Here is a 22,809-nt window from a genome sequence, read left to right as displayed (position 1 = left end):
CGGCGAACCCCCAGAGATCAGAGGGAGACGCTGAGGCGCTCGGCGATCGCGCGCCGCGCGTTGGTGGCGTAGCGGTCGACCCGCTCGGTCTGCGCCACGGGCGGGAGCTCGCTGCGCAGAGCCGTCCCCAGGAGGCGGTCCGCGAGCACGGGGTTCATCGGCAGGAGAGGTCCGTGCAGGTGCGTTCCGATCGACGCGCCGACGACCACACCCTCCACAGAGCCGTCGTTGCCCGTGCCGCTGAGGACGCGGCCCAGAGGCTCGGCACCGTCGAGCACGGTGCGGGCGGAATGGTTCTCGAACCCGGCGATCGTGGTGCCGTCCGCCAGGCGCACGACGATCTCGCCGACGTGCCGCTTGGCGCCGAGCGCCGAGCGGCTGGGGAAGACCGCGGCTCCCGCCAGCACCTCGCCCTCGGCCGTCTCGAGCTCCGTGCCCAGCAGCTGCCAGCCGCCGGCGATCGCGAGGACCGGGACGCCGGCGTCGCGCCAGGCGCGCAGCCGCGGCGCGATCCGCAGCACATCTTCGTGGACGGCGCGCTGCGCCGACAACGGTCCGGAGCCGATGTGGATCAGGTCCACGCTGGAGGGCAGCTCGCCACCGGGCGCGTGGGTCACCACGTCCACGTCGACACCCCGCCAGCGGGCGCGCTCGGCCAGGGCGAGCACGTTGCCCGCGTCGCCGTTGATGCCGAGCTCCGCCGGATAGAGGTGCAGGATGCGCAGGACGGTCATCGCTCCCCGCCCTCCAGATCGAGGAAGCCGAGCTGCTTGCGGATCAGCATCATCTGCTCGTAGTTCACGATCATGGTCTTCCTGCCGCGTGACGGCTTCGGCAGGGTGAGGAAGGCCTGCAGAGCGGGCTTCAGCTCGGGCACGACCTGATCGACCTCGACGCCGGCGTACGCGAACCGCGTCGCGAACTGCCAGGCCTTCGTTCCGGAGACCACATCCACGTGGCTGAGCTTGGACAGGTCGATGTCGTAGACCCACGACGGGTCGGGCGTGCCCTCGTCGACCGAGACGAACACCTGCTCGGGCGACTCGCTCAGATAGTCGAGGTTCAGCTGGAGGCTCGGCGGATTCTTCATCATGATGATCTCGAGCTCCTCGTCGCCCACGTGCAGCGTCTCGCCGCGACCGTAGACGGTGCGGAGCGCGGCCATGGCAGCGACCACGGCGTTCGGCTGAAACCGGTCGCCGAGCAGGCGCCGCGCCATCGCCGTCGCGCCCGCCGCATCCACGGCGTAGTGCAGGCCGCGGGCCGGCAGCCCGATGCGCACATTCTCGCCGCCGATGGTGAGCTGGGCGCTCTGCACCTCGAGTTTGCTGACGAAGACGGACGGGACGGGCAGCGCCGCCGCGGCGGCGCCCGTGAGGTCCTTGACGTTGGCGAGGCCGTTCGGCGAGGACTCGATGATGGATGGCGCCACCGCGAACGTGGTCACGTCCCGGTCCGCGGCGGCCAGCTCGCCACCGACGCGCGCGAGGCTGTCGTCGTCGGCGTTCACCACCACGAACTCGGAGGAGCCCTCGGCGATCGAGCGCAGCATCCCGATCACGCGGGCCGGCTCGAAGAACCGGTTCAGCTGGTCGATCTGCACGTTGAGCAGGAGGGAACCGCGCGGCTTGAGGACACGCGCCAGGTCGACGCCGTACGCCTCATCCACCTCGATCACGCCGACATCGCCGCGCACGTAACCGTCGAGGGGAACGTCGGCGAGGAGCGCCGAGGCGATGCCCTGCGGGAGATTTCCGCCGGAGGGGTTGGTGAAGACCTCCAGCCCGTGCTCCCGCAGGATCGCCGTGAGCATGTTCGTCGTCGTCGACTTGCCGTTCGAGCCGGACACGAACACGACTCCCAGCGGCAGCCGGCTGACGGCGCGCTCGAGAAACTTCGGAGCGATCGCGAGCGCGACGCGGCCCGGCACCGCGGAGCCGCCTCCCCGCAGGCGCAGAAGCCAGCGGGCGAGGCGGCCGGCGATGACCGCCAGTCGGTAGCGCACCGGTTTACTCGAGGTAGTCGCGCAGCGACTGCGAGCGGGACGGGTGGCGCAGCTTCGCCATCGTCTTCGACTCGATCTGGCGGATGCGCTCGCGCGTCACGCCGAAAGTGTCACCGATCTGGTCGAGGGTCTTGGGCATCCCGTCGCCCAGGCCGAAGCGCATGCGGATCACGCCCGCCTCGCGCTCGGACAGGGAGTCGAGCAGGCTCTCCAGCTGCTTCTGCAGCATGGTGAAGCCGACCGCATCCGCCGGGACGACCGCCTCGGTGTCCTCGATCAGGTCGCCGAACTCGCTGTCCCCGTCCTCGCCGAGAGGAGTGTGGAGCGAGATGGGCTCGCGACCGTACTTCTGCACCTCGATGACCTTCTCCGGGGTCATGTCGAGCTCCTTGGAGAGCTCTTCCGGAGTGGGCTCGCGGCCGAGGTCCTGCAGCATCTGGCGCTGCACGCGCGCCAGCTTGTTGATGACCTCCACCATGTGGACCGGGATGCGGATCGTGCGCGCCTGGTCGGCCATCGCGCGGGTGATCGCCTGACGGATCCACCAGGTGGCGTAGGTGGAGAACTTGAAGCCCTTCGTGTAGTCGAACTTCTCGACGGCACGGATGAGGCCCAGGTTGCCCTCCTGGATGAGGTCGAGGAACTGCATGCCGCGGCCGGTGTAGCGCTTGGCCAGGCTGACCACGAGACGCAGGTTGGCGCCCAGCAGGTGGCTCTTGGCGCGCTGGCCGTCGCGGGCGACCCACCGCAGCTCGCGCTCCAGCTCCTTGGTCAGGTTCGGGGTGTTGGCCAGCTTGTCCTCGGCGAACAGCCCGGCCTCGATGCGCATCGCGAGCTCGACCTCCTCTGCCGCGTTCAGCAGGGGGACCTTGCCGATCTGCTTCAGATAGTCCTTGACCGGGTCCGCGGTGGCGCCGGTGATCGTCGACGAGTAGACGGGGATGTCGTCGTCCTCGTCCACGGCGCGCAGCACGAGGGCATCGGTGGGCAGGGGGATCGCGATCGGCGTACCGCCGACGACGGCCTTGCCGTCCTCCGCGTCGGTGTCGTCGGCGTCGTCCGCTTCCGGGTCGACCGGCGCGGCCTCGGCCTCGGTGTCGGTGTCGGTGTCGGTGTCGTCGGTTGCTACGGCGTCATCGTCGACGACCACCGCATCCTCGTCGATCTCGATTTCGGCGTCGTCGTCGAGCTCCTCGTCGTCGCCCGACGCGCCTGCCTTGTCCTTCGCCGCTGCGGTCTGCTTCTTCGCAGCCGTCGTGGTCTTCGCCGCCGCCTTCTTGGGGGCGGCCTTCGCGCCCGCCTTCTTGGCTGCGGGCTTCGTCGTCTCGCTGTCCGCCGCGACGGTCACGGTCTCATCGACCTCGACCTCCGCGTCGCGGGCCTTCGTTGCTGCACGGGTTGCCATGTGAACACCTTTCATACCAAGCGGAGGGGCCGAGATCCTGATGGCCGAGCCTGGCTCAGGGTTTGCGTGCGGACACTACTAAGACCCATGTCAAGTCCGGGGTAGAGGCACCGGGCATCGTCGAATGCTCCGGCCCCGGGACATGAACGGGTCCAGACGTCAATTATTGCACGTTCCACGTGCGCCCCCGACCAGTTCGCGCGACCGGTCCGTCAGCACCCGCTACAGCGCCTCGCGTCCGCCGCGTCTCCTCCACGCTCCGACGAGTGCAACCCAGAGAGGGGCTACTTCTATTCCCTCTTCCTGCAGCACCTGCCGACGTGTGCGACGGCGGGCGCGGACGAGGAAGACGACACCGGCGCCCACGATGACGTACTGGATGGCGAACGCCCAGCGGAAGTGGTCGAGCTGGTAGAGCTGCGCGTCGCCGCCCGCGCCGTGGGCCTGTGCATCCAGAGACACCCCGATGAGGAACATCATCACGAAGCTGGCGAGGAAGCCGCCGACGTTCACGACCCCGTTGGCGGAGCCGAGGCTGTGCAGCGGGTTGAAGCTGCGCGCGAAGTCGAAGCCGATCAGGGACCCGGGCCCGCCGATGCCGATCGCCACGATGAGGACGATCACCGTCCACAGCGGCGGCGTCCCCGGCCAGAGCAGCACGAGCGTCCAGGCCGCCGCCATGAGCGCGACGACGCCGAGCACCAGATTGCTGCGGCGGGTCGGGAATCGCGCGGTCAGGATCCCGAGGATCGGACCGGAGATCAGTCCGGCGCCGACCAGCACGGTGAGCAGCGCCGACGCCGTCGCTTGCGGGATGCCGATCGCGAACACCAGGAACGGGATGCCCCACATCAGGCTGAAGACCGTTCCGGAGGACTGGGTCACGAAGTGCGACCAGAATCCGAGCTGCGTGCCGGGCCGCGACATGCTGACGCGCAGCTGCCGGATGGAGTCCGGCCAGGTCGCGGGCCGCGGCCCCTCGCTCGCACCCGCGGGACGATCCGTCACAGCCGCCGCGATCGCGATCGCGGCGACCACGGAGAGCGACGCGGCCGACAGGAAGGCGACGCTCCAGCCCGAGAGATGGAGCAGCAGGGCGAAGGGGATGGCCGACAGGACCTGCCCGAGCTGGCCGACGTTCCCGATCCACTGGGAGAGCTGGGGCACCAGCCTTCCGCGGAACCAGGAATTGGTCAGCCTCATCAGAGAGGTGAACACCGTGGCATCCCCGGCGCCGACGAGGATGCGCCCGATGATCGCGACCGCGATGCTCGGGGCCAGGGCGACGGCGACCTGCCCGACGACCATCAGCGACGTGCCGACCAGCATGAGGACCCGTGAGCCGATGCGGTCGATCAGCACGCCGACGGGCACCTGCATGCCGGCGTAGACGATCAGCTGCACCACGGCGAGCGCCGACAGGACGGAGGCGGAGACGTGGAACCGGTCGGTCGCGGCGACGCCCGCGACACCGATCGTGGTGCGCTGCATGACCGCGATCAGGTAGGCGAAGACGCCGATCCCATAGACGACCCAGGAACGACGCGAATTCACCGGACGATCCTACGCCCGGCAGCGGACGCGCTCCGGAACGCCGGGGCGGTGACGGATGGGACGGCGTGCGCTCAGCGCTCGCCGCGCCCGTTCTCCTCGTCGCCGTGGCGACGGAACGCCAGGAAGTTCTCGAGCTCCGCGGCGATCTCGTCCGCGCTGGGAAGCTCCCCGTCGCTGTCGGTCAGCGGGGAACGCAGCTGCGTGTCCTCCATATAGGAGTCGTGCCGCTCCTCCAAGGTGCCGACCAGGCGCCCGAGCTCCGGGTTGCCCGCGACCTGCTCGTCGATGTTGGCGACGAAGTCCCTGTCCTCCTGGCGCAGCCGGTCGGTCGGGAAGATCAGGCCGGTCGCGGCGCTGATCGAGTCGAGGGCCGCGACGGCCGCGGCGGGGTACTCGGTGTCCGCGAGGTAGTGCGGGATGAGCAGGATGAAGCCCGCGATGGGATAGGACAGCTTCTGGAGGCGGTACTCGAGCAGGTGGAGGGCGTTCGCCGGTACCTGGGTGTGCGGCTTCCAGATCGACATGGAGTCGATGAGCTCGGTGCGGTTGCCGCTCACCGTCACACCGATCGGGCGCGTGTGCGGGACGGGCATCGGGATGGAGTGCACCCACGTGATCGTCTTCACCTTGAACCGCTCGATGAGGCCGAGAACCGCGTCCGTGAACGCCTCCCAGCGGAAGTCCGGCTCGAAGCCGGAGAGCAGCAGGAACGGCTGGCGCAGCTCGTCGTACGCCAGGTACAGCTTGAGCGTCGCGGGCTGGTAGTCGGTCAGGTGATCCTGGTCGAAGTAGATGATCGGGCGGCGCGCGCGGTAGTCGAGCAGGATGTCCGCATCGAAGGTGGCGACCACCTCGCTGTCGAGGGTGCCCAGGAGGTAGGTGCCCAGCTGGCTCACTCCGGAACCCGCATCGGCGAAGCCGGTGAGGCCGGCGACCAGCGGCAGCCCTTCCGGCACCTCCAATGCCGGGTTGAGCTCGAAGAGTTCGCCGGGATCACGCATATGTCAACTCTAGAGCGGACCCCGGCACGCGATGAGGGATGAGGCCGCCCGCCCGGAACGCCCACAGCGAACACGCAGGGCGCTCCGCCTGGCCGGAGCAGCCCATCCACTGCGCGTTAGGGTCGTGGCATGACCGTTCCCGCGCTGACCTTGACCGACGCCTCTTCCCCCGAGACCTCCCCGGCCAACCCCGTCGAGGTGATCGTGGTCGCGGCGCGTGTCGCGCGCGACACCGTCACGGTCCTGTCGGGCGCCCGGCGGGAGGAGCTGGCGCAGCAGCTGCGCGCTGTCGGGTTCGGCGGCGGCAAGGATGAGGTGGTGCGGCTGCCCGGGCGCAGCGGCGGTCCGTCGGTCGCCGTTGTGGGACTGCCGGAGGGCGGCGCGGACGCCCTGCGCTACGCCGCGGGCAGCGCTGTCCGCCAGCTGGCCGGAACCCCGGCGGTGGCCATCGATCTTCCGGCCGAGCGGGACGGCGAGCTCGGCGCGGTGCTCGAGGGCGCGGCGCTCGGCGCGTACGCCTTCACCGAGTACCGCGAGAAGAGCCGGGCGGGAATCAAGGAGCCCGTCGCAACCATCGAGGTGCTCGGCTCCGCCCCGGCGGCCGAGGGGGACGCGCTGGTGTCCCGGGCCCTGGCCGTGGCCGAGGCTGCGGCGCTGGTCAAGGACCTGGTGAACACTCCGCCGCTGGACCTGTATCCCGAGACGTTCGCGGAGCGTGCCCGCGAGGTCGCCGCCGGCCTCCCCCTCACGGTCACCGTCTGGGACGAGGAGCAGCTGGCTGCGGACGGCTTCGGCGGCATCCTCGGCGTCGGCCAGGGCTCCACCCGCCCGCCGCGCCTGGTGAAGGTGTCCTACTCCCCCGACGGCGCAACCCGGCACCTGGCCTTGGTCGGCAAGGGCATCACCTTCGACTCCGGCGGACTCTCGCTCAAGCCGGCGGGTGGGATGGTCGGGATGAAGTACGACATGACCGGGGCCGCCACGGTGCTCGGCGTGGTGCAGGCCGTCGCTCGGCTGGCGCTGCCGGTGCGCGTCACCGCGTGGCTCTGCCTGGCCGAGAACATGCCCTCCGGATCGGCGATCCGCCCCAACGACGTGCTGCGGATCCGCGGCGGCCGCACGGTCGAGGTGCTCAACACGGATGCGGAGGGACGGCTGGTGCTCGCCGACGGCCTGGTCGCCGCCAGCGAGGAGCAGCCGGATGCGATCGTGGATGTGGCCACCCTGACCGGCGCCGCGATGGTCGCGCTCGGCACCCGGTACGCCGCCGTGATGGGCTCGGAGGAGCTCGTGGACGACGTGCTGGCCGCAGGGAAGGAGTCCGGCGAACTGCTGTGGCCCTTGCCGCTCCCGGGCGAGCTGCGCGCCAGCATCAACTCGGATGTCGCCGACATCGCCAACGCCAACCCGGGGAACACGGCCGGCGGGGCCCTGCTCGCCGGGGTGTTCCTGCAGGAGTTCGTCGGGCGGACAGGCGAGGAGGACGACGCGCCGCGCATCCCCTGGGCGCACCTCGACATCGCCGGGCCGGCGAAGAGCCCGCCGGCGCCGTACGGCTTCACCGGGAAGGGCCCGTCCGCGGTCAGCGTACGCGCGCTCGTCCGTCTGGCCGAGACCATTTCCGGGAAGTAGTAGGGTCGTATGGGCGGGAAATCCCGCCCATCAACACGTCTCCCGGAGCCACCCTCTGGGCGGCCAATCGTGTCACATGATCTGATGCGCGAGGGAGTAGCTGGGTGTCTGAGCAGAACTTTGACATTGTGGTGCTCGGCGGTGGGAGTGGAGGCTACGCAGCGGCGCTGCGTGCGGCCGAGCTCGGTTTCACCGTCGGCATGATCGAGAAGGACAAGGTCGGTGGCACCTGCCTCCACCGAGGGTGTGTCCCCACCAAGGCGCTGCTGCACGCGGCCGAGGTCGCGGACTATTCGCGCGAGTCGTCGAAGTACGGCATCGTGACCCAGCTCCAGGGCGTCGACATCAACGGCGTGACCGAGTACCGCCAGGGGATCGTCGCCAAGAAGTACAAGGGCCTGCAGGGCCTGGTCAAGTCCCGCGGCATCACGGTGATCGAGGGCGAAGGCCGTCTCACCTCCCCCACCACCGTCCAGGTCGGTGAGAACACCATCGTGGGCAAGAACATCATCCTCGCCACGGGTTCCTACTCGCGCTCGCTCCCGGGTCTCGAGCTCGGCGGTCGCGTGATCACCAGCGAGCAGGCCCTCGAGCTCGACTTCGTGCCGAACAAGGTCGCCGTCCTCGGCGGCGGCGTGATCGGCGTGGAGTTCGCCAGCGTCTGGAAGTCGTTCGGCGCGGACGTCACCATCATCGAGGCGCTGCCCCACCTGGTCCCGAACGAGGACGAGTCGATCAGCAAGTCGCTGGAGCGCGCGTTCCGCCGTCGCGGCATCGACTACCGCCTGGGCATCCGTTTCCAGGGAGTCACCCAGAACGAGAACGGCGTGGTCGTCACCCTCGAGAACGGCGACACCGTCGAGGCCGATCTGCTGCTCGTCGCCGTCGGCCGTGGCCCGCTGACCGCCGGTCTCGGCTTCGACGAGGTCGGGGTCACCATGGACCGCGGCTTCGTCATCACCGACGAGCGCCTCGCCACGAACATCCCCGGCGTCTACGCCGTCGGCGACATCGTCCCCGGCCTCCAGCTCGCGCACCGCGGGTTCCAGCAGGGCATCTTCGTCGCCGAGGAGATCGCCGGCCTCAACCCGATCGTGATCCCCGACGTCAACATCCCGAAGGTCACGTACTGCGACCCGGAGGTCGCCTCCATCGGCCTGACCGAGGCGAAGGCCGCCGAGAAGTATGGTGCTGACAGCGTCACCAGCTACGACTACAGCCTCGCCGGCAACGCCCGCAGCGAGATCATCGGCACCAACGGCTCGGTGAAGGTCGTGCGGGTGAACGACGGCCCCGTGGTCGGCGTGCACATGATCGGCGCCCGCGTCGGCGAGCTCATCGGCGAGGCGCAGCTGGTCGTGAACTGGGAGGCGTACCCGGAGGACATCGCGCCGCTCATCCACGCGCACCCGACGCAGAACGAGTCGCTCGGCGAGGCCTTCCTGTACCTCGCGGGGAAGCCGCTGCACACCCTCTAGGACCATCAGCCGGGTCCGCGCCGTGCGGACCCGGCTGCAATAAGCTACTGAACGATCAGGTTTGAAGGAGAGAAGCTCATGAGCGAATCCGTCAGCCTCCCGGCGCTCGGCGAGAGCGTCACGGAAGGCACGGTCACACGCTGGCTGAAGAACGTTGGCGACCGTGTCGAGGTGGACGAGCCCCTGCTCGAAGTCTCGACCGACAAGGTCGACACCGAGATCCCGTCGCCGGTCGCCGGCGTCATCGAGGCGATCCTGGTGCAGGAGGACGAGACCGTCGAGGTGGGGACCGCGCTCGTGACGATCGGTGACGGCTCCGGCGCAGGCGCCGGGGCGCCGGCCGCGCCCGCGGCCGAGGCCGCTCCGGCAGAGGCCGCACCAGCCGCACCGGCCGAGGCTGCGCCCGCGCAGCAGGCTGCACCCGCCGAGGCTGCGCCCGCGCAGGCTGCTCCCGCGCAGCAGGCGCCCGCGCAGGCCGCTCCGGCCCAGCAGGAGGCGCCCGCCGCACAGGCCGCCCCTGCCCCTGTTCAGGAGGCTCCGGCTCCCGCACAGGCCGCCCCGGCCGCCCCGGCCGAGACGGCCGAGACGACTCCGGCCCCTGCCGCGCCCGCTCAGCAGGCTCCGGCCGCACCTGCGGCTGCCGCACCGGCTCCTTCCCAGACCGCACCCGCCCCGGCCGCTCCACCGGCTCCGGCTCCGGCCCAGGCCGCTGCCGCCCCCTCGGGCGGCGCGCACGCCGGCAACGCCGGCTATGTGACCCCGATCGTCCGCAAGCTGGCGAACGAGCAGGGCGTCGATCTCTCGACCGTGACGGGAACCGGTGTCGGCGGACGCATCCGCAAGGAGGACATCCTCTCGGCTGCCGCGCCCGCCCCGGAAGCGGCCGGCGCCCCCGCCGCTGCTCCTGTCGCACCCGTCTCGCCGCTCCGCGGTACCACGCAGCCGATGTCCCGCCTGCGCAAGGTCGTGGCCGAACGCGCCGTCGTGTCGATGCAGTCGACCGCGCAGCTCACCAGCGTGGTCGAGGTCGATGTCACGAAGGTCGCTGCGCTGCGCGACCGCGTGAAGGGCGACTTCCTCGCCAAGACCGGCGTCAAGCTCTCCTTCCTGCCGTTCTTTACCCTGGCCGCTGCCGAGGCGCTGAAGAGCTACCCCGTCGTCAACGCGACGGTGGACGGCGACAGCATCGTGTACCCGGACCACGAGAACATCTCGATCGCCGTGGACACCGAGCGCGGCCTGCTCACCCCGGTGGTGCGGAACGCCTCGGATCTCGACCTCGCCAGCCTCGCGAAGGAGATCGCCGACCTGGCCGAGCGCACCCGCGACAACCGGCTCAAGCCGGACGAGCTCGCGGGCGGTACCTTCACGGTGACCAACACCGGTTCGCGCGGCGCCCTGTTCGACACTCCGCTCGTCTTCCTCCCGCAGGTCGCGATCCTCGGCACCGGCATCGTGTCGAAGAAGCCGGTCGTGGTATCGGCCGACGGGACCGACTCCATCGCGATCCGGTCGACGGTGTACCTGGCCCTGTCCTACGACCACCGCATCGTGGACGGCGCCGACGCGGCCCGGTTCCTCGTCGCGGTGAAGAACCGCCTCGAGGGCGGGAACTTCGAGGGCAACCTCGGTCTCTGACCCCGTCACGGGAACACCGCCCGCAAGCGCCATCCGGCCTCGCTCTTCACCAGTAAGAGCGAGGCCGGTTCGCTTTCCGGCGTCCGCGCCGCATCCGGGACGACATTCACCAGCGCGGCGGCGCCCCACCGCTCCAGCAGGGAGAACCGGGCGCCGGTGTAGTCCCGGGCGCCGTCCGCTCCCGGCGAACCGAGCGCAGCAGCCTCCTGCTCGGCGAACGCCGATGCGCCGTCCAGGATGTCCGCCAGGCAGGAGCTCGTCGCCGGCCGGGCCACGAAGCAGTCGTGGCGCGACCGGAGGGCGTCGCGCGCGGCATCCACGGGATCGTCGCCGCCCACGGCCGGAGCCGGCGCGGTCCCGGCAGCACCAGCAGCAGTTCCGGTCGGCTGGGCCGATGAGGCCGGCCCGCTCTCGCGGGTGGGCCTCACCGTGGGCCTCACCGTGGGCGCGCCGCCCTCGCTCGGATGCGCCGACACTCCAGGCGAATTCGCGGGCGTAACACCCGCAGCGGGCGCTCCCGCGGAGGGCGACCCGGGCAGCAGGACCGCAGCGGCGAGCGCCAGCGCGATCGGAACCGCGCCCGCCACGACGACCATCGGCCGGCGCCGGACCCAGGCACCGACGCGTCGCGCCGATTCCCGGATCGGCTGATCGTCCAGGAAGTCCATGACCACCCCGATGGCCGATGCCGGCCTGCCGACGGGTTTCGCGCTCCGGCTCCGCCTCCGGCGACCCGGTGCTTCCCGTGTCCGCGGGGCCGTGACGCCTCCGAGGCCGGCGCGGTCCCCCGCAAGACCGACCGGCTCAGGGGCGATGGCCGAAAGCACGGACGCTTCGACCGCCTCCCAGCGACCCACGCGCAAGCCCTTCTCGACGGCTGACAGCAGCACCATCCCGGTACCGTCCACCACACGCAGCGAGAGCATCCTGGCGAGCGCATAGAACGCATCCGCATCGGCGACCACAGCGGCCGGTTCAGACCTCACCACGCCGTCGAGAAGGTCGAGGGCCGGACAGCCGTCGCCGCCGAAGACGATGCCGGACGGCGACAGCTCGGGACTCGCCCAGCCGCCCGTATGCAATGCGGCCAGTCCTGCGGCCACCCCGAGGAGGATCGTCGCGGCCTCCCCTCCGCGAAGGCCTCTGCGTCGCTGGAGGAGCTGAGCCAGGTCTCCCCCATCCGCATGAGCGAGGACCACCGCATCCACCTCGCGCCCGCGGATCCTCCGGGTGCCGACCTCGGACAGCACGGCGATCACATGCTCGCTCCCTGCCGCTCGCCGGGCGAGCACATCCCGTGGCGGCCACACCACAGGGTCCGCCTCCCGCACCCGGAGCACCCCCCGCCCGGGAAGCGCCCCTCCCGATACGACGATCCGCCCTTCGCCCGGCCGGTCCTCCGGGGCACCGCCGGCGGTCGCACTCGCCTCCCACCCTTCGGAATCGGCGAGCACCCGCGCGACGCGCAGGAGTTCCGCTGGGGTGGCGGTGGAGGGACGGGAGGACAGGCAAGACGGCATCACGCATCCATCACATCGGACCAGCGTGCGCGACCGGGCCGGACGGGAAAACCGGTGGAGAACTCGCCCGTCGGCCGAGGTGTGAGCAGCGACCGGGTCGCGCGCATAGACTGACCCGGTGACCACGTATGACGTCACGGGGCTAAGCGCCAACTCCGTGCCGTATCTCGAGGCCCTTCAGCAGCAGCGTGCCGTGCACGCCGCTGTCGTCGCAGGCCAGGCGCCCGATACCGTCATCCTCCTCGAGCACCCGCCGGTGTACACCGCGGGCAAGCGGACCTCCCCGGACGAACGTCCGACCGACGGCACGCCCGTCGTCGACTCCGACCGCGGTGGCAAGATCACCTGGCACGGGCCGGGGCAGCTCGTGGGGTACCCGATCGTCCGCCTCCATGAACCCATCGACGTCGTCGGCTACGTCCGCTCGCTCGAGCGCGTCCTGATCGATGTGCTCGCCCGCGTGGGCGTGACGGGAGTGCAGGTCGAAGGCCGGTCCGGCGTGTGGATGCTGCCGGAGCACAACCCGGGAGCCGAGCAGGACGAGAAGATCGCCGCCATCGGCCTCCGCGTCGCCGAAGGCGTGACCATGCACGGGTTCGCGCTGAACTGCTCGAACAGCCTCGACGCCTACGACCACATCGTGGCGTGCGGCATCCGGGACGCCGGGGTCACGACGATCTCGCGCGTCCTCGGCCGCACGGTGACTCCCCAGGACGTGGCTCCCCTCGTGATCGAGGCCTTCGATCTGGAGTTCACCGCAGCGGAGGCCGTCGCATGAGCGCCGCACCCGAAGGGCGCCGCATGCTGCGCCTGGAGATCCGCAACGCCGAGACGCCGATCGAGCGCAAGCCCGCGTGGATCAAGACCAAGGCGAAGATGGGGCCGGAGTACCGGCAGCTGCAGAGCCTGGTGAAGTCCGAGGACCTCCACACCGTCTGCCAGGAGGCCGGCTGCCCCAACATCTACGAATGCTGGGAGGATCGCGAGGCGACGTTCCTGATCGGCGGCTCGCAATGCACGCGGCGCTGCGACTTCTGCCAGATCGACACGGGGAAGCCGGCCGAGTTCGACCGCGACGAGCCGCGCCGCGTCGGCGAGTCGGTGGAGCGGATGGGCCTTCGATACGCCACCGTCACGGGGGTCGCCCGGGACGACCTGGAGGACGAAGGCTCCTGGCTCTATGCGGAGACGATCCGGGAGATCCACCGGCAGTCGCCCGGCACCGGCGTCGAGATCCTGGTGCCCGACTTCTCGGGCAACCCGCGGCACCTGGCCGAGGTGTTCTCGGCCGAGCCCGAGGTCTTCGCCCACAACGTCGAGACGGTCCCCCGGATCTTCAAGCGCATCCGGCCGGCCTTCCGGTACGAGCGCTCGCTCGATGTGCTCACCCAGGGCCGCGCGGCCGGGCTGATCACCAAGTCCAATCTGATCCTCGGGATGGGCGAGGAGCGTCACGAGGTCAGCACAGCGCTGCGCGACCTGCACGACGCCGGGACGGACATCATCACGATCACCCAGTACCTGCGGCCGAGCCCGCGCCACCTTCCCGTGGCGCGCTGGGTTCACCCGGACGAATTCGTCGAGCTCAAGGAGGAAGCGGAGGAGATCGGCTTCCTGGGCGTCCTCGCCGGCCCGCTGGTGCGTTCGTCGTACCGGGCGGGACGTCTGTGGGCGCAGTCGATGCAGGCGAAGGGACGGCCGGTGCCGGACGAGCTGCGTCACCTGGCCGACGCGTCGCTCGGGTTCGCGCAGGCGGTCTCCTAAGGGTCGGCCGCCTCCAGAAGCACGCCGCGCGGGCCCGTCGCGGACCCGTCACGAACGAGCGGCGGGCGAGGCGTGGACGAGCATCGACTGAGTCGTCTGGAACCCTGCAGTGCCGGTATCCTTGGACCTATGGCAAAGGACAAGTCCACCAAGGAGCCCGGCCGTCTGAAGCAGATGTGGCAGGTGTTCCAGATGACCCGCCGGTACGACGACCGCGCGGTGCTCTACATCGCCTTCGGGGCTGCCTTGCCGATCGTCCTCGGCGTTCTGGTGGCGGTGCTCCTCTCCGGCGGCAACGTCTTCACCATGGTGCTGTGGATCCTCGCCGGCGTCCTCGCCGGCCTCCTTCTGGCGCTCATCATCCTCGGCCGCCGCGCCGAACGTGCCGCCTACTCGCAGATCGAGGGACAGCCGGGTGCGGTCGGCGCCGTCCTGCGATCGTCGCTGAAGCGCAGCTGGCGCGGCTCCGAAATGCCGGTGGCCGTGAACGGCAAGACCCAGGACGCGGTCTACCGTGCGACGGGCCGTGGCGGCGTGGTTCTCATCAGCGAAGGCCCGAAGACCCGGACTCAGCGGATGATCGACGAAGAGCGCCGCAAGGTCAACCGCATCCTCCCCAACGTCCCGGTCACCATCATCAGCGTCGGGCCGGACGCGGACTCGGTGCCGCTGCACAAGGTCCCGCGGCGGCTGTCGAAGATCAAGCCGACTCTCACCAAGGCCGAGGTGCTGGCGATCAGCAACCGGCTGCAGTCCATCGAGAGCCAGATGCCCATCCCCAAGGGAATCGACCCGATGAAGGTCCGCGCGCAGCGTTCGCGCTGACGCTCCCGCGCCCCTCCATCGACTACGCACAGACTGCACGGAATGCGATCAATTCCGTGCAGTCTTTGCGTACTCGGCGGTGGGTACTCGGCGGTGGGTACGTCGGCGTCAGGTTCGGATGAGGACGGTTCCGGCGACCTTGTCGTGGAATCCGCGCTGGTCCGAGTCCCAGACCAGGGCGGGAACGGCGAGGCACAGCAGCAGCGTGCGGACGACAGGGCGCCAGAGGCCGACCCAGCCGCCGCGGACCGCCACCACGCGCATCCCGAAGATGCGGTGTCCGACACTGCCGCCGATCGTCGGGATGAAGACGATCTGCAGCAGCGCGAAGAGCAGGATCGTCGCCCAGGAGTCGTAACGGAAGAACGCGAACGACAGGAACGACGCGATCGCCCAGTCGACCACGATCGCGCCGATGCGGCGTCCGATCCGGCCCACCGAACGCGGGCCGGCCTCCGGGAGGCCGAGGCGCTCCCCCGGGTAGCGGCTGGGGGCGATGTCGCCGGGACGGTCGGTCGGGTTCTGCGGCACGGCCTGAGTCTAGCGAGGCGGACCTGCGTATCCTGAGCACAGCGGGAGCGTCACATCCATGCCCGACCCGGGTACGCGTAACATGCCGGAAACATTTGCGTCACCGCCGGGAAACGGCCTCCCCCTAACGTTGTTCTGGGCTGCAGGCGCAGTCCGGTCACCCGCAAAGCCATTGGGAGTTGTCCGTATGTTCCGTGATTCGTCTGAGGTGCTCAAGTTCATCAAGGACACCGACGTGAAGTTCCTTGATATCCGCTTCACCGACCTTCCGGGTGTGCAGCAGCACTTCAACATCCCCGCCTCGACCGTGGACGAGGAGTTCTTCTCGGTCGGGCAGCTGTTCGATGGCTCGTCGATCCGCGGTTTCGCGTCGATCCACGAGTCGGACATGCAGCTCATCCCGGACGTCTCGACGGCCTACGTCGACCCCTTCCGGGCCGAGCGGACGCTGATCATGGTGTTCGACATCTACAACCCGCGCAACGGTGAGATCTACTCGAAGGACCCGCGCCAGGTCGCTAAGAAGGCCGAGAAGTACCTCGCCTCGACCGGCATCGCGGACACGGCGTACTTCGCCCCCGAGGCGGAGTTCTACATCTTCGACGACGTCCGCTACGAGGTGAAGCAGAACTCCAGCTTCTACTCCGTCGACTCCGAAGAGGGCGCCTGGAACTCCGGCCGCACCGAAGAGGGCGGCAACCTCGCCAACAAGACCCCGTACAAGGGCGGCTACTTCCCCGTGAGCCCCGTCGACAAGCAGGCCGACCTGCGCGACGACATCTCGCTGAAGCTGATCGACGCCGGACTCATCCTCGAGCGCGCGCATCACGAGGTGGGCACCGGCGGCCAGGCCGAGATCAACTACCGCTTCGACACGATGGTGCACGCGGCCGACGACATCCTCAAGTTCAAGTACATCGTCAAGAACACGGCGAACGAGTGGGGCAAGACCGCCACGTTCATGCCGAAGCCGCTCTTCGGCGACAACGGCTCGGGCATGCACACCCACCAGTCGCTGTGGAACGACGGCAAGCCGCTGTTCTACGACGAGGCCGGCTACGGCGGCCTGTCGGACGTTGCCCGCTGGTACATCGGAGGCCTGCTGAAGCACGCCCCCGCGGTCCTCGCCTTCACGAACCCGACGGTGAACTCGTTCCACCGCCTGGTCCCCGGCTTCGAGGCCCCGGTCAACCTGGTCTACTCGGCCGGTAACCGCTCGGCGTCGATCCGCATCCCGATCACGGGCTCCAACCCGAAGGCGAAGCGCATCGAGTTCCGCGCGCCCGACGCCTCCGGCAACCCGTACCTCGCGTTCGCCGCGCAGCTGATGGCGGGCCTCGACGGCATCAAGAACCGCATCGAGCCGCACGAGCCCGTCGACAAGGACCTCTACGAGCTCCCGCCGGAGGAGGCGCGCAACATCCCGCAGGTGCCGGCGTCGCTCGGCGAGGCCCTCGACGCGCTCGAGGCCGACCACGACTTCCTCCTCGCAGGCGGCGTGTTCACCCAGGAGCTCATCGAGACATGGATCGAGTACAAGCGCGAGAAGGAGATCAAGCCGCTCGCGCAGCGTCCGCACCCCTTCGAGTACGAGCTGTACTACGGGGTCTGAGAACCCGCACGAGTGCAGCAGGGCCTACCGGAATCGTCTTCCGATAGGCCCTTCTGCATTCACGAGAACTCCGGCGTACGCTTCCGGTGTGAGCGAGCTCGATCCGCGGAAGCGCGGGAGGCTGCGGAGATCCGGGAGCAAAGCGGTCGTTCCGCGGCATATCCCGAGCGAGGTCGTGCCGGTGGCGTTCGAGGAGGTGCAGGACTTCGTCCGCGACGCGCTGCGAGGGACGAGCCTCCGGGATCCGTTCGCTCAGATCCTCGGCGGCTACGCGCTCTTCAAGCCTCAACTCCGGTTCGTCCGGGTGGATGAGACGCACACGCGCGTAGAGTTCGACGCGCTCGGACGGGTCGGCGGTGCCGAGGCGCTGCTGTACACCCGTCGACTGGGTGAGATCGACCGCTTCTTCGTCGCGCTCCAGGATGAGCTGGATCGCCGTGAGCAGCGACACCGTCCGCCGACGGAAGGCCGGGCGATCGAGGGCCACGACTGACGTCGACGTCACCTCCGGATTGGACGGGCTGACCGCTTTGTCCACAGGGCGACGGAACAAGAGGACGACAGATGTATCGTGTCCGTATGACCGGCTTGAGCGAGTTCGAGGCCCTCACGCACGCTATCGGCGAGTACACCGTCGACACCCTGGGCAAAGAGAACCTGGAAGGTCTCCAGGTTATTGCGAACCCGCGGGAATCCACCGCCCTTGTAACCATCGCGCTCAAGGACCAGTCCAACGATGCGCAGCGTCAGGCCATCGCCACCATGTTCGACATCGAGCTTCTGTATGCGGACGAGATGGGACTGACGTATGTGTTCGTCGACCATATTCGGGACACGATCGACGCGACGCTCTCTGCTACCCAATACAGCTACGCGTGACGGAGACGACGCTGCAAACGCCTGACGCGTGCCGGCAGCGAGCGGCCGTGATGGCCAGTGATGCCGACCAGCTGTGTGCGCTCCCAAGCCAGTGGTACGCCGTCAGTTACTTCTACGCCGCCTACCACACGGTCCGGGCCGCTCTCATGCAAGACAGCGTTTTCTCCGATCTCAATCGGCTCAAGGCGCACAATATCCACTGGACGCCGGATGATCGTCGAGCCACACATCACCAGGCACGCAAGGGCCGCACTCAGGCGAACGCACCGGGCGTCAACGACCTGGTGAAGACGTTGTATCCCGAGATCGCGATCGAGTACATCCAGCTGCACAGCGCAAGCGTCGCCGTCCGGTACGTGCTTGGTCTCGGCGGTTATGACGCGAAAGCGCTCGCCACGGCGTACACCACGATCGCCGAAGCAGCGGAAGCGGGCACTCTCACCGCCCCAAAGGGCAGCGCGTAGGCGTCACTCCCCATCGCTCTGCAACGCCAACGGTACCGTGCGACGGTGCGGCATCGATCGGCTCAGCCGTCGACCGACGGACGAACCGACGGCCTCGCATCGACGGCCGGAAGGACGACCGCGGCAGTCGGCCGCGGCGCACGGGGCGGCACCGCAGGCGCGGCCACGACCGGGCGTCGACGCAGCATGTTCTTCAGCCGCATGGCGGGCTTCTCCACCCCGTACCAGCTCAGGGTCGCGACGCCGAGGGTCGCCGCGGTGGCCACCGTTGCGAACAGCGGAACGCCCAGCGCGGAGAGCCCCGCGCACGCCAGCACCTGCTGCACCGGGAACGCGTAGATGTACGTGCCGTAGGAGACGTCGTTCTCCAGGCGCAGCCTCCGCACCTTCACGAGAGCGCCGACCGTGATGAGGACATAGGCGAGCGGCAGAGCGGCGATCACCCGGTAGTCCGGGAGGAAGGCCGACCCCGCGATGACGAGGGTCGCCACGCCCACCAGCCACCAGCGCGCCGGAAGCAGCCGCTGGAACTGCTGGATGAGCGCACCCGCGGCGAACATGATGCCGAAGCGGGCGCCGTTCACGAGATAGAAGTTGTGCACGACACCCAGGTCGGACAGGACCATGACGACCAGACAGGCCACGAACGCCAGAGGGACGGTCACGCGGAATCGGAGCACTCGGGTCAGCCCGAGCGCCAGCACGACGAGGTAGCACAGGAACTCCCACCACAGCGTCCAGAGGGAGCCGTTCCACACGCCGGGGTATGGGACGCCTTGCGGCGTTCCCGCGATCCCGAACTCGTTGATGCGGAGCGCCGCGTTCTTCACCACGTACAGTGCCGAGTCCGTCACGTAGCTGTGCGGGAAGCCGTGCCCGGTGAGGAGCACGCCGATCGGCGCGAGCACCAGAACGGTCACGACGAGGCACACCCAGAACCCGGGGAGGATGCGCAGGATGCGCGCCCGGAGATACGGCCACCAGTGCGGCCGCCGCAGCCAGCTCGACACGATGAGGAAGCCGGAGATCGCGAAGAATCCGTCCACGCCTCCGTCGCCCAGCAACTGCGTCACCGGGGCGGGCGGATGCGCAGCGCCCGTGACGGCGAAGGTGTGCCACACGATCACGCTGACGGCGAGCACCAGCCGGAGGGCGTTCAAGGCGTTGAGTCGCAGGTCGAGCACGTCCGGCCAATGTTGATTTTTTCTCAGCTTTCCCCATGGGGGCCACCTTAGGCTCCCTTTTCCACCCACCGCCGAGCGCCACCGTCGCCCCCCACCGCCGAGTACACGAAGATTGCACGTTCTGGCGCCGTAAACGTGCAATCTCCGCGTACTCGGCGGTGGGGCGCGACGAGCGGTGGGGCGCGAGGGTGAGGCGAGGGCGGGTCAGCCGGTGGGCGCGGGGCGCTGCGGGAGGCCGTAGAAAGAGCGCTCGAAGACCTGGCGGGCACGGCGCGTCACGGCGAGGTAGTCCTCCTCGAGCCGGCTGGCGGATCCCGGCGGATACTCCATCAGGCGCGCCACCCCATCCAGCGCGCCACGGTCGGAGGGAAGCACATCGGCCGTCTTGTCGGCCCAGAGGGTCATGGCGGAGCGGGTCCGGGAGGCGAACAGCCACGCATCGCGCAGCCGGGCGGCGTCTTCGGCCGAGACGAAGCCGTGCTCGGCGGCGGCGGCCAGCGCATCCAGAGTGGAGGTGGTCCTGAGCTCCGGGATCCGGGCGGCGTGCTCGAGCTGGATGAGCTGGACGAACCACTCGACGTCGCTCAGCGAACCGCGCCCCAGCTTGAGGTGCCGTGACGGGTCGGCACCCTGCGGGAGCCGCTCGTTCTCGACGCGCGCTTTGATGCGCTTCACCTCGCGCACGGCCTGCTCGCCGATGCTGCTCGGGTAGCGGACCTCGTCGGCGAGCTGTTCGAAGTCGGCGAGGAGGGCGGTGTCTCCGGCGAAGCCCCGGGCGCGCAGCAGTGCCTGCGCCTCCCAGGTCAGCGACCACCGCGCGTAGTAGGCCCGGTAGGACTCCAGGGAGCGCACGGGCGGCCCGTTCTTGCCCTCCGGGCGCAGGCCGATGTCGAGGTCGAGTGGGAGGCGGTTGTCCTCGGTGAGCCGGTTCAGCTCGGAGACGATCGCGAGCGCGCTGCGATTCGCCGCCTGTTGCGCGGCCGCATCCGGCTCCGCGGCCGCATCCGGCTCCGCGGCCGCATCCGGCTCCCCGGCAGCTGCTCCAGCGGCTCCGGGTCCGGACGCCTGCGCACGGAAGACGTACATGACGTCGGCGTCCGACCCGAAGCCGAGCTCCCGGCCGCCGAAGCGCCCCATGGCGATGACCGCGAACTCCAGGGCGTCGGCGTCGCCCCGCGCCATGCGGATCGCCTGCAGGACGCCGGCGATGAGGTTCTCGGTGACGTCCGTGAGTCCGTGCGCGAGCTCCTCGATGGTGGCGAAGCCGAGGATGCCGGAGAGCGCGAGCCGCAGGATCTCGCGCCGGCGCACGGCACGCAGGGCAGCCGCAGCAGTATCGGCGGACTCGTGCCGGGCGAGGATCGCCGCGGTCTCCTCCTGCAACAGGGAGGCGGCACGCGGCCGCAGCTCGTCCTCCGACTCCAGCCATGCGACGGACTCGGGGATGCGGCCGAGCAGCTCTCCGGCGAAGCGCGAGCCGGACAGCACCCGCGTCAGCCTCTCGGCGGCGCCGGTGGAGTCGCGCAGCATCCTCAGGTACCAGTGGGTGCTCCCGAGTTCCTCGCTGAGGCGACGGAAGGTCAGGAGTCCGTAGTCCGGGTCGGGACCGTCGGCGAACCACTGCAGCATCACCGGGAGCAGATGGCGCTGGATGGCCGCGCGGCGCGAGACGCCCGAGGTGAGGGCTGCGATGTGGGCGAGCGCGCCTCGCGGGTCCCGGAATCCGATCGCCGCGAGCCGCGCCTCCGCCTGGGCGCTCGTGAGGCCCGCTCCCCCGGCGAGCCGCGCATCCTCGGAGGACGTGCTGGCGACCGCGCTCAGCAGCGGACGGTAGAACAACCGCTCGTGCAGGCCGCGCACGCGGTGCTTGATCTCGTTCCACTGCGTCATCAGCTCGCCCGCGTTCGGCGCGAGGCCGGTCGCGCGGGCGAGGATGCGGATGTCGGCCTCATCGCGCGGCATGAGGTGCGTGCGGCTCAGCCGGCGCAGCTGAAGCCGGTGCTCCATGAGCCGCAGCGCGCAGTAGTCGCGCGAGAACGTCGCGGACTCCTCGCGGCCGATGTAGCCCTGGGCGGCCAGCGCGGCCAAGGCACCGAGGGTGTCCCGCTGGCGCACCTGGTCGTCGGTCTGGCCGTGGACGAGCTGCAGCAGTTGGACGGTGAACTCGACGTCGCGCAAGCCTCCGGGGCCGAGCTTCAGCTGGAAGTGGACCTCGTCGTCCGGGATGTTCTCGGTGACGCGCTCGCGCATCCGCTGCACGGACTCGACGAAGTTCTCGCGGGAGGCGCTGCTCCAGACCTTCGGGGCGAGCGCGGCGACGTAGCGCTCCCCCAGGTCGAGATCGCCGGCGAGCGGCCGCGCCTTCAGGAGCGCCTGGAACTCCCATCCCCGCGCCCAGCGGTCGTAGTAGGCGAGGTGCGAGTCGAGGGTGCGGACGAGCGCGCCGTCCTTGCCCTCGGGCCGCAGGTTCGGGTCGACCTCCCAGAGCCCCGGCTCGATGGCGGGCTCGTGGATGCCGCGCATCGTCAGCATCGCCAGGCGCGTCGCGATGTCCACGGCCCGGCCGGGCTCGAGTCCGGCCTGCTCGACACCCTCCGTCACGAAGATCACGTCGACGTCGCTGAGGTAGTTGAGCTCGCGGGCGCCGGCCTTGCCCATCCCGATGATCGCCAGCGGTGTGGCGCGCACCTGGGCCTCGGGGAACCGGCCGGGGCCGGTACCGATCGTCATCCGCCGGGCGACGGCGAGGGAGGCCTCCAGCGCGGCCGCCGCGAGGTCGGAGAGGGTCGCCGCGACCGCGTCGAAGCCGTCGACGGGGTCCGGCTGCTCCAGGTCGAAGCTCGCCAGCTGGACCAGCCGGCGGCGGTAGCGGATGCGCAGAGCGGCCCAGGCCGCCTCGTCGTCGTCGCGGGCCACCCCGTCGACGGCGGACACCGCATCCATCAGGTCGGCGCGCAGCACGTCGAGGTCGGGCAGGCCGCTGACCGGGGCGGCGAGCGCATCCAGCTGGGCGGGCTGGCGGAGGAAGAACTCGGCCACGCCCTCGGAGGCGCCGATCACCCGGAACAGGCGCCGGGCGTTCTCCTCGGATCCGAAGGCGGCGGTCGCTCGCGCGGGCGCCTGTCGCAGCAGGCGGAGCGCCCACGACAGCGCAGCGTCCGGATCCGCCGCGGCGGAGAGGGCGGCGATGAGCGCCTCGGGGTCCAGGCCCGTCCGGTCGGCGAGCTCATCCAGCTCGTCGCGAACAGAGCTCAGCCCCACGAACCCGGCGCGCGCCAGGGACGTGAGGGAGAGCTGCTGTCGCGTCACGACGAACG

At 69.8% G+C, this 22,809-nt stretch carries 19 protein-coding genes; 10 read left to right on the top strand and 9 right to left on the bottom strand.

Annotated features, from left to right (window positions below; genetic code table 11):
* Positions 1–17 precede the first annotated feature (17 nt).
* The 5 genes from BM287_RS09140 to BM287_RS09120 form a co-directional block, all read right to left on the bottom strand.
* Positions 18–734 (bottom strand): type 1 glutamine amidotransferase, encoded by a 717-nt coding sequence (locus BM287_RS09140; protein WP_090038481.1) that lies wholly within the window; start codon positions 732–734, stop codon positions 18–20.
* Positions 731–2,005 (bottom strand): MurT ligase domain-containing protein, encoded by a 1,275-nt coding sequence (locus BM287_RS09135; RefSeq protein WP_090038483.1) that lies wholly within the window; start codon positions 2,003–2,005, stop codon positions 731–733. The genes BM287_RS09140 and BM287_RS09135 overlap by 4 nt, the downstream gene beginning before the upstream one ends.
* A 4-nt stretch (positions 2,006–2,009) precedes the next feature.
* Positions 2,010–3,410 carry an RNA polymerase sigma factor gene (locus BM287_RS09130; protein WP_211772964.1) on the bottom strand — a complete coding sequence of 467 codons (1,401 nt, stop codon included), beginning with the start codon at positions 3,408–3,410 and terminating at the stop codon, positions 2,010–2,012.
* Between the two features lie 222 nt (positions 3,411–3,632).
* Positions 3,633–4,964, bottom strand: a complete 1,332-nt coding sequence (locus tag BM287_RS09125) for an MFS transporter (RefSeq protein WP_090038487.1) — start codon at positions 4,962–4,964, stop codon at positions 3,633–3,635.
* Positions 4,965–5,035: 71 nt separating this feature from the next.
* Positions 5,036–5,965 carry a proteasome assembly chaperone family protein gene (locus BM287_RS09120; protein WP_090038488.1) on the bottom strand — a complete coding sequence of 310 codons (930 nt, stop codon included), beginning with the start codon at positions 5,963–5,965 and terminating at the stop codon, positions 5,036–5,038.
* A 129-nt stretch (positions 5,966–6,094) separates the two neighbouring features.
* Between BM287_RS09120 and BM287_RS09115 the strand changes: the two genes are divergently transcribed.
* From BM287_RS09115 to sucB, 3 genes are all read left to right on the top strand, one after another.
* A complete protein-coding gene (locus tag BM287_RS09115; protein WP_090038489.1) occupies positions 6,095–7,597 on the top strand; it encodes a leucyl aminopeptidase in 1,503 nt (500 codons plus the stop codon).
* A gap of 104 nt (positions 7,598–7,701) precedes the next feature.
* Positions 7,702–9,075 (top strand): dihydrolipoyl dehydrogenase, encoded by a 1,374-nt coding sequence (gene lpdA, locus BM287_RS09110; protein WP_090038492.1) that lies wholly within the window; start codon positions 7,702–7,704, stop codon positions 9,073–9,075.
* Between the two features lie 78 nt (positions 9,076–9,153).
* Complete coding sequence (gene sucB / locus BM287_RS09105; protein WP_090038494.1) at positions 9,154–10,713, top strand: 2-oxoglutarate dehydrogenase, E2 component, dihydrolipoamide succinyltransferase; 1,560 nt, start codon at positions 9,154–9,156, stop codon at positions 10,711–10,713.
* A gap of 5 nt (positions 10,714–10,718) precedes the next feature.
* Here sucB and BM287_RS09100 read toward each other — a convergent pair whose 3' ends face one another.
* Positions 10,719–12,233: a hypothetical protein gene (locus BM287_RS09100; RefSeq protein WP_090107297.1), complete on the bottom strand. Its 1,515-nt coding sequence runs from the start codon at positions 12,231–12,233 to the stop codon at positions 10,719–10,721.
* A 118-nt stretch (positions 12,234–12,351) separates the two neighbouring features.
* Between BM287_RS09100 and lipB the strand changes: the two genes are divergently transcribed.
* The 3 genes from lipB to BM287_RS09085 all read left to right on the top strand — a co-directional run bounded on the left by lipB (position 12,352) and on the right by BM287_RS09085 (position 14,822).
* Positions 12,352–13,011 carry a lipoyl(octanoyl) transferase LipB gene (gene lipB / locus BM287_RS09095; RefSeq protein WP_090038500.1) on the top strand — a complete coding sequence of 220 codons (660 nt, stop codon included), beginning with the start codon at positions 12,352–12,354 and terminating at the stop codon, positions 13,009–13,011.
* A complete protein-coding gene (gene lipA / locus BM287_RS09090) occupies positions 13,008–13,997 on the top strand; it encodes a lipoyl synthase (RefSeq protein ID WP_090038503.1) in 990 nt (329 codons plus the stop codon). Before lipB ends, lipA begins: the two co-directional genes overlap by 4 nt.
* A gap of 129 nt (positions 13,998–14,126) precedes the next feature.
* Positions 14,127–14,822, top strand: coding sequence for a DUF4191 domain-containing protein (locus BM287_RS09085; RefSeq protein ID WP_090038505.1), 696 nt, complete (start codon positions 14,127–14,129; stop codon positions 14,820–14,822).
* A 108-nt stretch (positions 14,823–14,930) separates the two neighbouring features.
* Here BM287_RS09085 and BM287_RS09080 read toward each other — a convergent pair whose 3' ends face one another.
* Positions 14,931–15,353: an RDD family protein gene (locus tag BM287_RS09080; protein WP_090038507.1), complete on the bottom strand. Its 423-nt coding sequence runs from the start codon at positions 15,351–15,353 to the stop codon at positions 14,931–14,933.
* Between the two features lie 187 nt (positions 15,354–15,540).
* Between BM287_RS09080 and glnA the strand changes: the two genes are divergently transcribed.
* From glnA to BM287_RS09060, 4 genes are all read left to right on the top strand, one after another.
* Positions 15,541–16,965, top strand: a complete 1,425-nt coding sequence (gene glnA, locus BM287_RS09075; protein WP_090038510.1) for a type I glutamate--ammonia ligase — start codon at positions 15,541–15,543, stop codon at positions 16,963–16,965.
* Between the two features lie 88 nt (positions 16,966–17,053).
* Positions 17,054–17,458, top strand: coding sequence for a hypothetical protein (locus tag BM287_RS09070; protein ID WP_090038513.1), 405 nt, complete (start codon positions 17,054–17,056; stop codon positions 17,456–17,458).
* 86 nt (positions 17,459–17,544) lie between these two features.
* On the top strand, positions 17,545–17,844 hold the full coding sequence (locus tag BM287_RS09065) for a hypothetical protein (RefSeq protein WP_090038515.1): 300 nt from the start codon (positions 17,545–17,547) through the stop codon (positions 17,842–17,844).
* Positions 17,841–18,308 carry a hypothetical protein gene (locus BM287_RS09060; protein WP_090107295.1) on the top strand — a complete coding sequence of 156 codons (468 nt, stop codon included), beginning with the start codon at positions 17,841–17,843 and terminating at the stop codon, positions 18,306–18,308. The genes BM287_RS09065 and BM287_RS09060 overlap by 4 nt, the downstream gene beginning before the upstream one ends.
* A gap of 62 nt (positions 18,309–18,370) precedes the next feature.
* On the opposite strand, the gene BM287_RS09055 is transcribed toward BM287_RS09060, so the two are convergent.
* The gene (locus tag BM287_RS09055) at positions 18,371–19,492 is read right to left on the bottom strand and encodes an acyltransferase family protein (RefSeq protein ID WP_090038520.1); all 1,122 of its coding nucleotides are present in this window, start codon (positions 19,490–19,492) and stop codon (positions 18,371–18,373) included.
* A 204-nt stretch (positions 19,493–19,696) separates the two neighbouring features.
* A complete protein-coding gene (locus tag BM287_RS09050; RefSeq protein ID WP_090038522.1) occupies positions 19,697–22,801 on the bottom strand; it encodes a bifunctional [glutamine synthetase] adenylyltransferase/[glutamine synthetase]-adenylyl-L-tyrosine phosphorylase in 3,105 nt (1,034 codons plus the stop codon).
* Positions 22,802–22,809 lie beyond the last annotated feature (8 nt).

The organism is Leifsonia sp. CL147 (assembly GCF_900114565.1).
GTDB lineage: Bacteria > Actinomycetota > Actinomycetes > Actinomycetales > Microbacteriaceae > Leifsonia.
Note: the sequence above shows the minus strand (reverse complement) of the source record. Positions and strands in the feature narration are given on the sequence as shown.

Excerpts from the sequence above, each read along its gene's own strand:
- BM287_RS09140 (WP_090038481.1), bottom strand. The coding sequence starts at position 734 with ATGACCGTCCTGCGCATCCTGCACCTCTATCCGGCGGAGCTCGGCATC.
- BM287_RS09130 (WP_211772964.1), bottom strand. The coding sequence starts at position 3,410 with ATGGCAACCCGTGCAGCAACGAAGGCCCGCGACGCGGAGGTCGAGGTC.
- BM287_RS09120 (WP_090038488.1), bottom strand. The coding sequence starts at position 5,965 with ATGCGTGATCCCGGCGAACTCTTCGAGCTCAACCCGGCATTGGAGGTG.
- BM287_RS09115 (WP_090038489.1), top strand. The coding sequence starts at position 6,095 with ATGACCGTTCCCGCGCTGACCTTGACCGACGCCTCTTCCCCCGAGACC.
- sucB (WP_090038494.1), top strand. The coding sequence starts at position 9,154 with ATGAGCGAATCCGTCAGCCTCCCGGCGCTCGGCGAGAGCGTCACGGAA.
- BM287_RS09100 (WP_090107297.1), bottom strand. The coding sequence starts at position 12,233 with ATGCCGTCTTGCCTGTCCTCCCGTCCCTCCACCGCCACCCCAGCGGAA.
- lipA (WP_090038503.1), top strand. The coding sequence starts at position 13,008 with ATGAGCGCCGCACCCGAAGGGCGCCGCATGCTGCGCCTGGAGATCCGC.
- BM287_RS09085 (WP_090038505.1), top strand. The coding sequence starts at position 14,127 with ATGGCAAAGGACAAGTCCACCAAGGAGCCCGGCCGTCTGAAGCAGATG.
- glnA (WP_090038510.1), top strand. The coding sequence starts at position 15,541 with ATGTTCCGTGATTCGTCTGAGGTGCTCAAGTTCATCAAGGACACCGAC.
- BM287_RS09065 (WP_090038515.1), top strand. The coding sequence starts at position 17,545 with ATGACCGGCTTGAGCGAGTTCGAGGCCCTCACGCACGCTATCGGCGAG.